General features: G+C 37.9%; 14 protein-coding genes and 1 other RNA gene. 4 read left to right on the top strand and 11 right to left on the bottom strand.

The features are described from left to right. Both BBROOKSOX_RS06015 and BBROOKSOX_RS06010 read left to right on the top strand, forming a co-directional pair. Positions 1-774, top strand: a 774-nt coding sequence (locus BBROOKSOX_RS06015; protein ID WP_180323876.1) for a hypothetical protein, incomplete at its 5' end; no start/stop codon positions are given. Between the two features lie 137 nt (positions 775-911). Continuing rightward, on the top strand, positions 912-1,061 hold the full coding sequence (locus BBROOKSOX_RS06010; protein ID WP_218973705.1) for a hypothetical protein: 150 nt from the start codon (positions 912-914) through the stop codon (positions 1,059-1,061). A 140-nt stretch (positions 1,062-1,201) separates the two neighbouring features. Here the strand turns inward: BBROOKSOX_RS06010 and mrdA are convergent, their stop codons facing one another. Genes mrdA through BBROOKSOX_RS05990 form a run of 4 tightly spaced genes read right to left on the bottom strand, consistent with a single transcriptional unit; the run spans position 1,202 to position 5,415 of the window. After that, positions 1,202-3,046, bottom strand: coding sequence for a penicillin-binding protein 2 (gene mrdA / locus BBROOKSOX_RS06005; protein WP_139660329.1), 1,845 nt, complete (start codon positions 3,044-3,046; stop codon positions 1,202-1,204). 21 nt (positions 3,047-3,067) lie between these two features. Next, the gene (gene mreD / locus BBROOKSOX_RS06000) at positions 3,068-3,541 is read right to left on the bottom strand and encodes a rod shape-determining protein MreD (RefSeq protein WP_139660328.1); all 474 of its coding nucleotides are present in this window, start codon (positions 3,539-3,541) and stop codon (positions 3,068-3,070) included. A 2-nt stretch (positions 3,542-3,543) separates the two neighbouring features. Then, positions 3,544-4,353 carry a rod shape-determining protein MreC gene (mreC, locus tag BBROOKSOX_RS05995; RefSeq protein ID WP_139660327.1) on the bottom strand — a complete coding sequence of 270 codons (810 nt, stop codon included), beginning with the start codon at positions 4,351-4,353 and terminating at the stop codon, positions 3,544-3,546. A 30-nt stretch (positions 4,354-4,383) separates the two neighbouring features. Next, positions 4,384-5,415, bottom strand: a complete 1,032-nt coding sequence (locus tag BBROOKSOX_RS05990) for a rod shape-determining protein (RefSeq protein WP_139660326.1) — start codon at positions 5,413-5,415, stop codon at positions 4,384-4,386. A 92-nt stretch (positions 5,416-5,507) separates the two neighbouring features. Between BBROOKSOX_RS05990 and BBROOKSOX_RS05985 the strand changes: the two genes are divergently transcribed. After that, entirely contained in the window at positions 5,508-6,995 is a 1,488-nt protein-coding gene (locus tag BBROOKSOX_RS05985) for a fumarate hydratase (RefSeq protein ID WP_139660325.1), read from the top strand. On the opposite strand, the gene BBROOKSOX_RS05980 is transcribed toward BBROOKSOX_RS05985, so the two are convergent. Further along, a complete protein-coding gene (locus tag BBROOKSOX_RS05980; RefSeq protein ID WP_139660324.1) occupies positions 6,992-7,324 on the bottom strand; it encodes a hypothetical protein in 333 nt (110 codons plus the stop codon). The two genes, BBROOKSOX_RS05985 and BBROOKSOX_RS05980, sit on opposite strands and share 4 nt — an antisense overlap. A 201-nt stretch (positions 7,325-7,525) precedes the next feature. On the opposite strand from BBROOKSOX_RS05980, the gene rnpB reads away from it, so the two are divergent. Next, positions 7,526-7,862: RNase P RNA component class A (gene rnpB, locus BBROOKSOX_RS05975), an RNA gene on the top strand. 139 nt (positions 7,863-8,001) lie between these two features. Here rnpB and BBROOKSOX_RS05970 read toward each other — a convergent pair. The 6 genes from BBROOKSOX_RS05970 to BBROOKSOX_RS05945 form a co-directional block, all read right to left on the bottom strand. Next, entirely contained in the window at positions 8,002-8,424 is a 423-nt protein-coding gene (locus tag BBROOKSOX_RS05970) for a hypothetical protein (protein WP_139660323.1), read from the bottom strand. A 34-nt stretch (positions 8,425-8,458) separates the two neighbouring features. Further along, positions 8,459-9,607: a DNA cytosine methyltransferase gene (locus BBROOKSOX_RS05965; RefSeq protein WP_139660322.1), complete on the bottom strand. Its 1,149-nt coding sequence runs from the start codon at positions 9,605-9,607 to the stop codon at positions 8,459-8,461. After that, positions 9,604-10,566, bottom strand: a complete 963-nt coding sequence (locus tag BBROOKSOX_RS05960; protein WP_139660321.1) for a HaeIII family restriction endonuclease — start codon at positions 10,564-10,566, stop codon at positions 9,604-9,606. The genes BBROOKSOX_RS05965 and BBROOKSOX_RS05960 overlap by 4 nt, the downstream gene beginning before the upstream one ends. 144 nt (positions 10,567-10,710) lie before the next feature. Then, positions 10,711-12,006: a TRAP transporter large permease gene (locus BBROOKSOX_RS05955; protein ID WP_139660320.1), complete on the bottom strand. Its 1,296-nt coding sequence runs from the start codon at positions 12,004-12,006 to the stop codon at positions 10,711-10,713. Beyond that, positions 12,003-12,467: a TRAP transporter small permease subunit gene (locus BBROOKSOX_RS05950; RefSeq protein ID WP_139660319.1), complete on the bottom strand. Its 465-nt coding sequence runs from the start codon at positions 12,465-12,467 to the stop codon at positions 12,003-12,005. Before BBROOKSOX_RS05950 ends, BBROOKSOX_RS05955 begins: the two co-directional genes overlap by 4 nt. Next, positions 12,460-14,005, bottom strand: a 1,546-nt coding sequence (locus tag BBROOKSOX_RS05945) for a tetratricopeptide repeat protein (protein ID WP_139660318.1), incomplete at its 5' end; no start/stop codon positions are given. The genes BBROOKSOX_RS05950 and BBROOKSOX_RS05945, both read right to left, overlap by 8 nt.

The following is a 14,005-nucleotide window of genomic DNA, read 5'->3' as shown; positions in this document are numbered from 1 at the left end:
GCTATTCTAAATACCGTTTCTTTAGCCGCCTTGTGGACACGGAATGCTTCTGTTTCTACTGGTGGGGTACAACAAGCTAAATATTTGAGTATTGATAGTACTGGTGTGAGCTACAATAGCCTTGATCGTGCTTACGGCTTTAGTGTTCGTTGTATTCAAACAAAGTTTGGCGTTCCTGCTACTAACGATCCTGTTGACCCTTCTACCCAAGACATAATAATGTTTAAAGGGGAGGAATACAAAACGATCATCTCATCTTCACCTACAGGTAGAGGTAGAATATGGCTTGATAGAAATTTAGGTGCAACAAAAGTAGCCACCTCAAAAACTGACACTGCTGCTTATGGAACATATTACGGGTTTGGTGAGGCTGTCTGTCCATTAGGCTTTGGCGCGCCATCTCTGAAAGATTTACTAGATAATTTTAGAATTATTGATAATGATATTACAAATACCGCTTTAGCCCTCTCTAGTGTCTTTAAGTTTTCGCCTGCTGGCAAGGAAAAACAGAATGGGGATCGGGTAGAGGTTGGAGAGCAAGTCCGTCTATGGAGTAAGCAAGATGATCATTCTTTTCTAGGTCCTTGGAATCTCAGGATTCGTGATGATTTTGGAGTGGAGCTCTTCGAAGATTCTAGGAATGAAAAAATGCCTGTTCGTTGTGTTAAGGATTTAAAAGAATTGCCTGAGGGCAAGATACCTGAACTGGAGACGGAGGATCCGCTTGATCCGGGTTTTGGGGTTGGTCCATTGCCTAAAATTCCTAAAGACTAAAAGTGATTTATTTCATTTTACTTAATGAGACCTTTGCATAAATAGGAACAATCATCAGAAACCCACTTTTCACCCACTTGGCGATTTTTTAAACCCAGCCTTAGCCCTGCTAGGACAAGGTTTAAAGAAATCACCCATTGGGAAAAAATTGGATTTTGCTAATCATCCCTATTTATGCAAAGGTCTCTTTAAATGCAGTTATCAAGCACAAGGCTCAATCTAGAGATTCGCCTCCAATGCGAGGTCTATGCTTAAAAGAGTTGATTCTGGCAACCCAACAAATATAGGAAAAATGGAGCAGAACCAGCGTTAGAAATTGGAGTGAGATTTACCTCTAATTGTGTCTTTTTTGATGAGATTGCGCACAAATATGAGAAATAGTTAGAGAGTAAAGGGCAGATTTACGCTGCTTAATTTGTACGCCCAATTAATGTTTGCTCTTGGCTTGTTTTTCAAAATATAAATCTAGCACTGCTTTAGCAAGTGGTGCTGCTTTTTCACTACCGCTACCTGCATTTTCTACAATGACAGCAATCGCAATCTTTGGGTTTTCAATCGGTGCAAATCCATTGAATAATGCGTGGTCTCGTAAGTGTTCCTTTAAATTAGCCGCAATATATTGCTCTTCAGCATCCAAGCCAAATACTTGGGCAGTGCCTGTTTTTCCTGCTAGGGTGTATTTCAAATTTTTGTTGAGTCTTCTAGCTGTGCCTTTGGGCGCATAGATTGTTTGCCTCATGCCTTCAATGACATGTTCCCAATTATGAATATCTTTAATAGGGATTTGTTTTTGAGGGCTTCTAGCTGTATTTTTAATGCTGTCTCCTGGTGCTTGTATGCTCTTTAATAATTTAGGTTGAATAATCACGCCTTGATTGGCCAAAGCTGCTGTGGCAACAGCCAGCTGCAGTGGGCTGCTGGTCATAAAGCCTTGTCCAATGCCTGTAATTAGCGTTTCGCCTCGATACCAAGGCTCATTCTTGTTGATTTTTTTCCAAGCCTTTGAGGGCAAGATGCCGCCACGCTCTCCAGGAATGTCAATACCCGTTATTGCGCCAAAATTAAAAGGTTTTAAACCATCATGTAAATTATCAATACCCATTTTGTTGGCTAAATCATAAAAATATACATCACAAGATTGTGCAATGGAGTCTTTAGCGTCAACTATACCATGTCCACTGCGTTTCCAGTCGTTAAATTTACGCCTCACATTAGGCAACTTGAAAAAACCTGGGCAGTAGACTTTATGATGCGTGGTAACGACTCCTTGCTCAAGCCCTGCCAATGCCACCATGGGTTTAATCGTTGAACCTGGTGGATACAGACCTTGAATCGCACGATTGAGTTGTGGAATATCTTTTGAGGTTCGTAGTTTGTTGTAATTTTTATGCGAGATGCCATCCACAAACCAATTGGGGTTGTAAATAGGTGTACTTACCATGACTAAGACTTCCCCATTGGTCGTATCAACGGCCACAATGGAGCCACGCCTACCTTTGAGTAAGGACTCTGCTTTTTTTTGTAAGTCCAGATCAATGCTGAGATACAAATCGCTACCTTGTTCTGGTTCTTGAATATTTTTGCTGTTAATGACTCGGCCGGTGACATTGCGCTCGATTTGTTTCTTGCCACTTTTTCCATGTAGTAAGGTTTCGTATTGTTTTTCAATGCCAGTTTTTCCAACGAAAGAAGTGCCTGCGTAATTTTTTTTATCATAGAAGGCTTTGTCTTTTTTATTCATTCTAGAGACATAACCAGTAACATGCACATTGGAGCTATTGTTAGGATAGACTCGATGGAAATAAGGCTCGATATCAATCCCAATAAATTGATTACTCACTAAAAATTTTGCCACTTGTTCTTCATTGAGTTTGTGCTTTAATGGAATGCTATGAAATTTTTTATAGCGCCTTTTGATTTTTTTGAAAGTGGCGATATTGTTATCATTAATTAGACCAAACTTTTTAAGTGCCAGCAATGTTGCGGGAATATCTTTGGTTTTTTCAGGGGTCAATGTGAGTTTATAGGCAAGCTGATTGGTGGCAATAATTTTTCCATGACGGTCAAAGATTTTTCCACGCACTGGGGTAATCGGCAGTATGCGCATTTGATTACCCAATGATTCTTCCGTGTAATAATCGTAATGAATAATTTGTAGATTGAAAAGTCTCAATATTAAGACTAAGGTTAGAAGGAAGATAAAAATCAGAGCCAAAACCATTCTGCCAGCAAAAATCTTATTTTCTAGTTTGACATTGCTAATTTTATTCATCGCTCATTTCAATATAGGGTGTTAGTGTTTGAGCTTTGAGAATAATAATTGAACCACAGGCCATAGCAGTGCACTTAAAAATGGCTTGAATAGTAAATAGATGTTGAAACTAAAATCTTGGGTTGATAGGCCGTGTACCAATAGCAATAGTCCCAAATAGATACTAGATGCAGCAAAGATATAAACTTGCTGCGTGGTAATATTAGAAACAACAAAAGATTGTTTTATATTGTTAATAAAAGCACTGCTTAAGATAAGTGCCAAAGCATTTTGACCTAGGATATCCCCGTATAGCACATCAATTAACACCCCTAATAGCAAGGCAAGGAAGAATTTTCCTTGAGTGGTGAAATGCGTTAACCAATAAGCAAAAAACAACAAGAGCCAAAAAGGGGCAATGTCTAAAACGATTTCAGGCAAGGGCAGTGCGCTAATAATCAGTGCAAATAGCGTGACTTTAATAAGAAAAACATAAGGTCTTTGATAGGTAAGCATCGCTAAGGTTTTTTAAGGATATTATTAATTAAAACAAATTCTAACTGTTCAATGGTTTGAGATGGTGCTAATTCAATCGTCAAAAATGGGTTGTGTTCTTTCTTTTCTACATGAGTCACACGACCTACTGGATATCCTGCTGGAAATTTTGAGCCAATAGCACTGCTTAGAAAGACATCTCCAATTTTTATATCAAGCCCATGTTGAATAAAGCGCACCATTAATTTTCCTTGATAAGAGCTCACGCCCTTACTAATACCGCGGATACCATTACGCTCGTTTTTAACCGGTATATGTTGAGTTGGGTCAGTGATTAGCAACACGCTTGAATACAAGGGTGTTGCTTGGCTCACTTGCCCAAGTATGCCATCAACACCCAGTACAACTTGACCAATTTTTATGCCGTCACTGCTGCCTTTATTAATGGTAATTTGTTTTTTTAATCGTGACTGACTAAGAGAGCTGACGCGTGCTAATGTAAATGCTTCTTTGTCAAGTTTGTAGCGGGAGTTTAGTAATTGACTTAATTTTTGATTTTCTAATAATAGTGCATTATGGTTTTGTAAATCAACTTTTAAACGCACTAACTCAACTCTGAATTTCTTGTTTTGATTTAATAAGGTCTGCTTTGTTGTGCCTTGTTCGTTAATCCAACTATAGAGTTGAGACGGTAAGTTAATTCCCAAATACACAGGTGATATGAGCGTAGCAATGGATTTTTTTAGACTGTCTAAATAGGAAAACTTATAATCTGAAAAGAGTAGGAAGATCGCAACCAAAACAGGTATAAAAAGGTTTAAAAATTTTCGCATAATTTAGATACTTAAATACCTAAAGAAAAATCATTCTGCTGATAAAAACCCTATGTCATGTTGACTGATCATCTCTAGAACAATGCCACCACCACGAGCCACACAAGTTAAAGGGTCGTCAGCGACGCGCACTGGTAAATTGGTTTCTTTGTTGATGAGCTTATCAAAACCCTCTAAAAGCGCACCACCCCCTGTTAATACTAAGCCATTTTCTGAAATATCCGCACTTAGCTCTGGCGGCGTTTGTTCAAGTGCAATTCTCACTGCACTAACAATGTTAAGTAATGGCTCTTGTATGGCTTCTCTGACATTTGTATTGGTCATTTCAAAGCCTACTGGAATACCTTTAGCGATATCTCTACCTTTAAAATCCATTTTCTTGATGACATTTGTTTCAAAGGCTGAGCCCAGTTCTTCTTTAATTTTCTCAGCGGTAGATTCACCGATAATAATGCCATGCTCTTTGCGCACAAATTTAATGATATTGTCATCAAACATATCGCCCCCGATACGCAGCGAGTTGGAATAAACCAATCCATTAAGTGACATAATCGCAATTTCTGTGGTGCCACCACCGATATCAACAACCATTGTGCCTGAGGCTTCTTTAATTGCCATGCCTGCACCCAGTGCTGCTGCCATGGGTTCTTCAATTAAATAGACATCATGCGCACCAGCACCAATGGCACTTTCTTTGATAGCGCGACGCTCTACTTGGGTAGCGCCACAAGGAACGCAAATAAGCACTTTAGGGCTTGGCGAGAAAAAATTATTATGAGAGACTTTGCGAATAAAGTGTTGTAACATTTTTTCTGTGATTTTAAAGTCAGCAATAACGCCATCTTTCATCGGACGAATCGCCTCAATTGAACCGGGTGTTCTACCCAACATATTCTTAGCATCTTGACCCACGGCAATAACAGTGTCTTCTGTTGCCCCCCTTTCTCGATGAATGGCAACAACAGACGGCTCGTTTAATACGATTTCACCGTTCATAAAAATAAGTGTATTTGCTGTTCCAAGGTCAATGGAAAGACTCTGAGGTTTGAAAAAATTAAACATAAAAACTCCGCTTAGGTACTAGATAAAATAAATAGCGGATATAATACTACAAGTAGCCAGTAACTTCTTAATAAATTTAGACAATCGTTAATATGAAAATTCAGCAGAAGCATGTGATTGAAAGTGTTGCCAACGCACTACAATATATTTCTTATTACCATAGTCCTGATTTTATTCAAGCAATGGTCAGTGCACATGAGAAAGAAACCCATCAATCGGCTAAAAATGCCATTGCACAAATTTTAATTAACTCAAAAATGTCTGCCATTGGTCAACGCCCAATGTGTCAAGACACGGGCATTGTTAATGTGTTTGTGGAAGTAGGTATGGATGTTGTGTGGGAGGCTGATTTATCGTTGGAAGATATGATTAATGAAGGGGTTAGACAAGCCTTTACTAATAAGAATAACCCCTTGCGTGCTTCAATTGTTAAAGACCCGCTATTTAGTAGAACCAACACTAAAGACAACACACCCGCCGTCATCCATATGAAGGTCGTCTTAGGTAATAAAGTAGATTTTATTGTAGCAGCCAAAGGTTGTGGCTCGGAAAACAAAGCAAAGTTTGCTGTTTTACAACCCGATGATAATGTTACTGATTGGGTATTAAAAATGATTCCCACAATGGGCGCAGGCTGGTGCCCACCAGGTGTTATCGGTATTGGTGTAGGAGGTAGTGCTGAAAAAGCGATGTTGATGGCAAAAGAAAGCCTAATGGAATCCATTGACATTCAAGACATCGCTCAAAAACCAAATCCAAGTCATCTTGAAAAACTCCGCCTAGAACTGATGGAAAAAATCAACAATCTTGGTATTGGTGCGCAAGGCTTAGGAGGAGTAAGCACCGTATTGGATGTTAAAATTAAAGACTATCCAAGCCACGCTGCCTCTCAAGCAGTTGCTATCATTCCTAATTGTGCTGCCACGCGTCATCTGCATTTTTCACTGGATGGTTTGGGCGTGGCGCAGTTGCCAGCAGTAGACATGAGTGTGTATCCTGATTTGGAAATGGACACTTCTAGGTACAAGAAAATCAACCTTGATACACTCAACAAAGCACAGATGAACCAGTGGCAAGTGGGAGATACTTTGCTACTTACTGGCACGATTATCACCGGACGAGATGCAGCGCATAAACGACTCAAGCAAATGTTGGATAGTGGACAAGGATTACCAAAAGGCGTAGATTTTAATAATAAATTTATTTATTATGTCGGTCCAGTAGCGGCAGTGAATGGTGAAGTGATCGGCCCTGCAGGTCCTACTACTGCTACTCGTATGGATAAATTTACCGATACAATGCTACAGAATACAGGCATCTTAGGTATGATTGGCAAGGCAGAGCGCGGTGAAGCGACCATCAAGAGTATTAAAAAACACCAGGCCAGTTATTTAATCGCAGTGGGTGGCGCTGCTTATTTGATTTCTAAATCTATCAAAAAAGCCAAAAAAATCGCTTTTGAAGAAATGGGCATGGAAGCCATTTATGAGTTTGAAGTCAAAGATATGCCAGTGACTGTTGCTGTGGATTCTCAGGGCGAGAATATCCACGCTATTTTTAACAACCTATTGGATCGTTAAAAGTCTTCATCACCCCATATTTTTCTTTGTTGCCGAGCCCGCCAAACAGCGTTGTGCTCAAAATCAATACCCCATACAATGTGATTGTTGATCACCATTGTTACTTTTTTACAATACACAAACCTTCCGGTTTTAATGCCCCACTGGATTTTTTTGTAACACTCAAGTCTGGTTTTGCAAGTAGTAACAAAAGATTTTAATCCACTGTCTTTATACCTTTCAATATTTAAAAAGATTGTTCCTTGTTGTGCTTCATTAGGGAATTTAAAATTCGAAAGGGCAACGCTAGAAAACACTAAGAATAATAAAAATAAAATATTTTTTTTCATAATACGCCTATGGTTAAATTGTCTGTGTTGTGAATGGTAATTGCACCAATGTAAGAATAACATTAAGCAAAAGATAAAAATCATTATACCCAATTTAGATCTCTTTCATTGTTGAAAAATAGCCCACCTTTCGCATTTTATACAACAGGGGATTTGTTCTTTATTGCATAGTGATTTATTGCCTATGTTATAATATTCAACGAAGTTGGTCGGATAGTCGCTGGGGTTTTTCCTCAGAGGAAAGTCCGGGCTCCACAGAGCAAAGTGCTAGCTAACGGCTAGGTATGGTGACATAACGGAAAGTGCTGCAGAAATTAAACTACCCTGTATGGGAAAAGGTGAGAAGGTGCGGTAAGAGCGCACCGCGCAGTTGGTGACAACGGTGGCAAGGTAAACCCCACTTGGAGCAAGCTCAAATAGGCTACCCATGGTGCGGCTCGCACAAGGTAGCGGGTAGAGTGCTAAAGAATTTTGGTGACAAAATTCGTAGATGAATGACTATTTATTACAGAACCCGGCTTATAGACCAACTTCCTTAATTTATAGCATTAGAATCAATGGTATTTTTGGCGTTCAACTTGGAACAAGAAGAATCCGGTATAGAAAAAGTTAATGCTAATTCAAGTTTAAGTCTTTCTTTGTTGTGAATAAGGACGCGGATATTTTTGTTTGTGCTTTTATATCGTTGCTTGAGATAATTCTGAAAGTGTTGTTGTAAAAGGCTTGTATTTATTATCTATAGACTTGTAACTTGGTAATTTTTCGATATTCCATACGATATCACTAAACGCACTGTTTTCTATTTTTTCAATCTTGTAGATTAAATAATTTTTACAACTTGGATTTTGGTAGCCTGTATTTATCAGTTCTTGATTGCTCATTGACTCTGGCTTGTTGGTAACTCTCCAAATATCGTTTGCTTTAAGTTTGTTGTTGCTTCTAAGCAGTAAATACTCAACACTTTTCTCTTTTTGTCCAATATTATCTAATCTGAGACCTTTGCATAAATAGGAACAATCATCAGAAACCCACTTTTCACCCACTTGGCGATTTTTTAAACCCAGCCTTAGCCCTGCTAGGACAAGGTTTAAAGAAATCACCCATTGGGCAAAAATTGGATTTTGCTAATCATCCCTATTTATGCAAAGGTCTCAATCTAATATTGTATAAGCCTTTTTTCTCTACCCATTGGCGTTGTTTTGATTGACAATAGCCAATTAAAATAGTTGATTCAGGTACTAAAGCAAAAGCAGGTTGGGCTTGAGGTTTGATATTTTTTTTAAGACTATTGTTTAAGTTTTCTTTGATTAGCTGTGTTTTTATTGCCTTTGCCAAATAATAGGCTAAATGACATGGAACAGCGTTTCCCACCATTTTGTAGCCCTCTGCTACATTATTGTAATGAAAAATAAAATCTTCTGGAAAGGTCTGAATTCTTGCGCATTCCCTAACACTCAGCCTTCTATACAAAGACTCTTTTCCCTCTACAAAGATTCTTTTATTATGTTCAATAAAAGTCATTTTTGGGGCTTGAGGGTGTAGTGGTGCGTGTCGACCTCCGGCTTGAATGGTAAAAGATGGCTCATTCCAAGCTCTAACTCTGTTTCTTGACATATACATGCTTGAAAACCCACCAATCATGTATTCATGATTGGGAAGGAGGCACTTGCTTCCATTTGTTTTTTGTTTCTCTTGTGCGGGAAGTACAGAATCTTGGATATCAGAGATACAATCTTGTAATGTGAATTTATTTGCTAATGACTTTGGAAATTTAAAACTAAAATTTAGGTCGTTTCTAATTCCGATAAAAAAAACTCGTTTTCTATCTTGGGGTACACCATAATCCACAGCGTTTAAGAGTAAAAAAGACAGGTTATAGTTACTTTCAGTAAATAGACTTTTTATATTTTCTAAAGCATCTTTATGGCGTGGTGCCAGCATGCCAGAAACATTTTCTGCTAAAAAGAATTTAGGCTTTTTATCTCTTAGGATTCTAATAAATTCAAAAAATAGCTGTCCTCTTTTGTCTTTAATGCCTCTTAATGCACCTGCCTCACTCCAACTTTGACAAGGTGGTCCGCCGACAATGCCGTCGCAATCGGGTATTTCATCAGAAGGCACCTCTCTAATAGAGCGCTTATCTAACATTGTTTTTGGGAAATTTTTTTCAAATGTTTCCCAAATAGCTTTGTCAAATTCATTTGCCCATATGGTTTCAAAGCCAGCCGCCTCAAACCCCTTGTCTAATCCGCCAGCACCTGTAAATAAGGATACGATTTTCATTGGGGTAAAGACAGCGTATTGGTAAATAAACTACTAGGCGCTTTTAATAAGTTAATATCAAATTTTAACGAGGGTTCTACTCTTGAGCTGGCATTGTGTATTCTAAAAGATAATGCCCAGTTATTATTTAATTTAACAATTAAGGTTGTTTTTGAATCTTTCTTAAAATCAATGCTAATGATTTTATCTGGAAGATTTATTTGCGGCGTTTTAAATTTAGGTAGTATTTTTTCAAACGGGCAGTTGAGTGACCCATGTAAGTTATAAGCCTGTATTTCTACCTCGTTATTGCCTTTTATAACTTTATAAAAGTCCTTGCTTCCAACCAAATATTTGACTAAATTACAGGCTACTTTTTTAGGGTCTGTTGTATAAATCCTATTTAATTCTTTTTTAAAGGCTTTTAAAATTGGGATGTAAATGTTGTCTTCTTTGTTATTTAAGGTGTCCCATTTTTGAGTAGAATTACTGTTATTTTTTATTGCTTTTAGTGGGTCAAAAATTAGACCGATTTCATCAAAATACATTTGTGAACATTGAATTCCCAGCCATTTTTCTCCAAAATCAATCTTATTGGATAGTCTGGAGTGTTTGATCGCTTTGTGGTTGTTTTTAGCAGAAACACCTATCTCCCATTCTTGCAATTTACGAATGGCAACAACATCTCTAACATCACCCAATTGACCTTGGTAGTCCGTTAAAATTTCTAATTGCAATATATCTTTTTTGCCAATATCATGTTTAAGTCTAGGCTCTATATCCATTAAAAAATTAACTGCAAAACTGGCGGTTAATAAATATCGCCCTTGCGTTTGTTTATCAAATTGATTAAAGTATTTTTTTGCTGTTGCTAAAGCGTCATTTTGAACAATTTTGACATTGGTGATATTATTTAATTTTTCATTAAATTCTTGCAATATAGCGTATTCAAATGCTTTTCCTGTTTGAGTTTGAGTCATAGGGTTACGCTTTTTTGTAAAATCTAGTATAAAAATTATACGCCATTAGGGAAATAATAATAAATATGATTGTAAATATAGATAGGCAGTATAGTATGAATAGCCATCAACTGTCTTGGTTATTTTCATATAAAAATACCTGATTTAAAATCCGCTAAAGCCATACCATTGTGGGAACACGATTAGGCTGACCAATACACTGACTTGGATAATGATAAAAGGTATGACGCCTTTGTAAATGTCGGTGGTTTGGATGGACTTCGGGGCAACGCCTTTAAGGTAGAACAAACTAAAACCAAAAGGCGGTGTTAGAAATGAGGTTTGTAGGTTCATCGCAATCAAAATAGCGAACCACTGCATATCGATGCCGAGTGAGAGGGCGATTGGGTAGAAAATTGGCACGATAATGAGTGAAATTTCTACAAAATCAATAAAAAATCCAAGGATGAGGATAATCCCCATAGAGATGAGGATAAAACTCATCTCTTTGGCGGGTAAGTTGTGGATAAATTCCTCCACCATGGTGTCCCCACCACTGTAAGTAAATACCATTGAAAAGGCAGTAGCGCCGACCAAAATAGCAAATACCATGGCAGTAACTTTAATGGTTTCAGTACTGGTTTCTTGTAGCATTTTCCAACTTAGGCGTTGGTACAATACGGCTAAAACTAATGCCCCCACTGCCCCTACTGCTGCTGATTCTGTTGGGGTGGCAATGCCTGAAAAAATAGAGCCTAGCACAGCGATAATGAGTGAAATCGGCGGCACAATGGCTTTGGCAACTTTAAAGTATTTCTCGGCTTTGCCTAAATTGCACTTGTTGCTTTTAAAAATAGGGGCTGCCTGTGGATCAAGATAACTAACCACCAAGACATAAATAATATAGCCACCTACCAGCACCACTGAAGGCATAATAGCCCCTTGAAACAAATCCCCAACGGGCACCCCTAAGACATCTGCCAAAATAATCAAAACAATGGAGGGTGGAATAATCTGCCCCAGCGTACCAGAGGCGCAAATAACACCCGTGGATAAGGTTTTTTTGTAGTTGTGTTTAAGCATAACAGGCAGGGAAATGACCCCCATTGCTACCACACTAGCCCCCACCACACCAGTTGAGGCAGCAAGTAATGAGCCAACTAAAATGGTGGAAACTGCCAAACCGCCACGCACATTGCCAAATAAATCCCCCATTGCCTCTAACAGCTGCTCAGCAAGTTTGGTTTTTTGCAATACGATTCCCATAAAAATAAACAAAGGCACGGCCATCAAAATAGTATTTTGCATGACGCTCATAATGCGATAAGGCATAAAGCCAAATAAATCAACCCCCTGAGTTAAGACCCCAAAAATAACAGCCACCCCAGCAAAGGTAAAGGCCACAGGGAAGCCCACCATTAGTAATAATAAAGTAGTGCCAAACATGACTAAGCCAATCATTTAAATGCCCTTATATAATGATTTTTGGCAAAAATTACTCCGGATATAATCACTAAAATAAAACTAAGTGGAATAATGCTTTTAATAATAAACCGATAATACAAGCCACCTGGGTCGCCACTTTTCTCGCCAATTTCAAAGGCCAAATAAGCAAAATCAAAGCCATAATAAGTAATCAGTAGGCTAATCGGCAAGATAAAAACCACGCTACCGATGATATTGATAAGTGCTTGGGTTTTTGGTGAAAAATTAAGATAAAAAACATCAACGCGCACATGGGTATCATTTTGCAAACCATAGGCAATAGAGAGCAAAAACATCGCTGAAAAAAGATGCCATTCTAATTCTTGCAAAGCAATTGAGGAATTATTAAAAGCGTATCGTAACACGACATCAATAAACACATTGGCAATGAGTAACAGTAGTAGGGTGGTGGTTGTGACACTGAGGGCTTTATTCATTTTTTAAGATTTTTAGCGTCTGCAGATACTGCTGTTTTTTGTCATTATCAGTTAGGTTATTTATCCATTGTTCTAGTGGGTACCAATTTTGCTGTTTACTGAGTTTTATTATTGATGCTGAATTTAAAACAATGGCTTTTTCATAAGCCTCAAGTGCCTTCTGATACTTGCCTAACCTAAAGTAAACACCCCCCATATTGTAATAAGCTTTATGACTAGGCTTAATCTCAATGGCTTTTTTGTAAGCCTCAATTGCCTCCTTAAACTTACTTAATCTAGCGTAAGCAACCCCCATATTGCAATAAGCTTTATGACTATCAGGTTTAATCTTAATGGCTTTTTCATAAGCCTCAATTGCCTCCTTAAATTCACCTAACTCAGTGTAAGCAACCCCCATATTGTAATAAGCTTTATGACTATCAGGTTTAATCTTAATGGCTTTTTCATAAGCCTCAATTGCCTCCTTAAATTCACCTAACTCAGTGTAAGCAGCTCCCATATTGTCATAAGCTTCATGACTATCAGGCTTAATCTCAATGGCTTTTTTGTAAGCCTCAATTTCTTTCTGATACTTGCCTAACCTAAAGTAAGCAACCCCCATATTGTAATAAGCTTCATGACTATCAGGTTTAATCTCAATGGCTTTTTCATAAGCCTCAATTGCCTTCTCAAACTTACTTAATTTAGCGTAAGCAAATCCTATACCGTAATAAGTCTCATATTTATCAGGCTTAATCTCAATGGCTTTTTCATAAGCCTCAATTGCCTTCTCAAACTTACTTAATTTAGCGTAAGCAAGCCCTATATTGTAACAAGCTATATCACTATCAAGATCAATCTCAATGGCTTTCTCATAAGCCTCAATTGCCTTCTCAAACTTATATTTTTGATAATATTGATTACCTTCTAGGATATACTCTTCTGTAGTTTTTTCATAAATAGGGTGGTTAACATCATTGACCATTGAGAAGCCATAAATGTCTTGGAATAGGGATTTTTCATTAATAGAAAACCTATCGCTCAGTTCTTGCAAAATTGGTTTTTTGTCTTTTTTTAAAATTGGAATTGGCTCTGTGTTATCGATTGTTTGATTGCTGAATACAAACACTCCTTTTTGGGCAAAAATACGATTATTGCTTTTAAAGTTGCTGTTTATAAATTGTAATTTATCGCATTCGGAAAAAATACTCTCGTCGCTCTTTGGTCGAGTAAATTTATCAATGTTACTGCTATTTAAAACAAAAACGCTACCATCGTTATCTTGCTTAGAGTTGCAAGCAAACCATAAGGCGATTAAAAAATCACGACTAAAATCAACAAGCCCTGTGGCAGCGCCATAATGCTGCAGCTCTAGTAATAATTCAAGGTCGCTTAATTCTTCTTTGTGATAATGGTAACTTTTGGCATCCTTAATCAAAGTTGTGTGATAGTCTTGAAACTGCTGTTGTGTAGGTTGCTGTTGTTTATCGCCTGATTTGTTTAAATTAAAACGCCGATAATAAGTGCTGGTTAAACCCCAACTCTCATCAGATTGACCA

The organism is bacterium endosymbiont of Bathymodiolus sp. 5 South, from assembly GCF_900128535.1.
Classification (GTDB): domain Bacteria; phylum Pseudomonadota; class Gammaproteobacteria; order PS1; family Pseudothioglobaceae; genus Thiodubiliella.
This window is presented reverse-complemented; position numbering and strand designations above follow the sequence as displayed.